The sequence below is a fragment of the Aliivibrio sp. S10_S31 genome (assembly GCF_014694495.1).
GTDB lineage: Bacteria > Pseudomonadota > Gammaproteobacteria > Enterobacterales > Vibrionaceae > Aliivibrio > Aliivibrio fischeri.
In genome coordinates this window covers 1-246 of the sequence record NZ_JAAUWR010000167.1, presented here as the reverse complement: position 1 = coordinate 246, position 246 = coordinate 1, and the positions used below count along the sequence as shown (strand labels likewise).

General features: G+C 39.4%; 1 pseudogene. It reads right to left on the bottom strand.

Features of this window, described 5'->3' with window-relative positions:
- A pseudogene (locus HC728_RS20040) lies at nucleotides 1–104 on the bottom strand (HAD family hydrolase); the annotation flags it as partial.
- Nucleotides 105–246: the final 142 nt, after the last annotated feature.

Sequence of the window (246 nt, the reverse complement as noted above, 5' to 3'; positions counted from 1 at the left end):
CCATCTACAGCTTGAACTGTTTCCCAATTACACATTTTTCCTTGAGTATTTGGAAAATCGACCATTAAAGTGTCACCCCAATCGAACAGATAAGCTTTTCTCATAATGCCTCCTTGCATATAACGCCGCAATAACACGTTTATTACTACGACGGCTTAGCTGAATTTTACCGCCTTAAACACCGAAACCAAAGACAAACCTACAACGCCGAATGTAATAAATCGTGTTGATTGCTTTGTTATACGG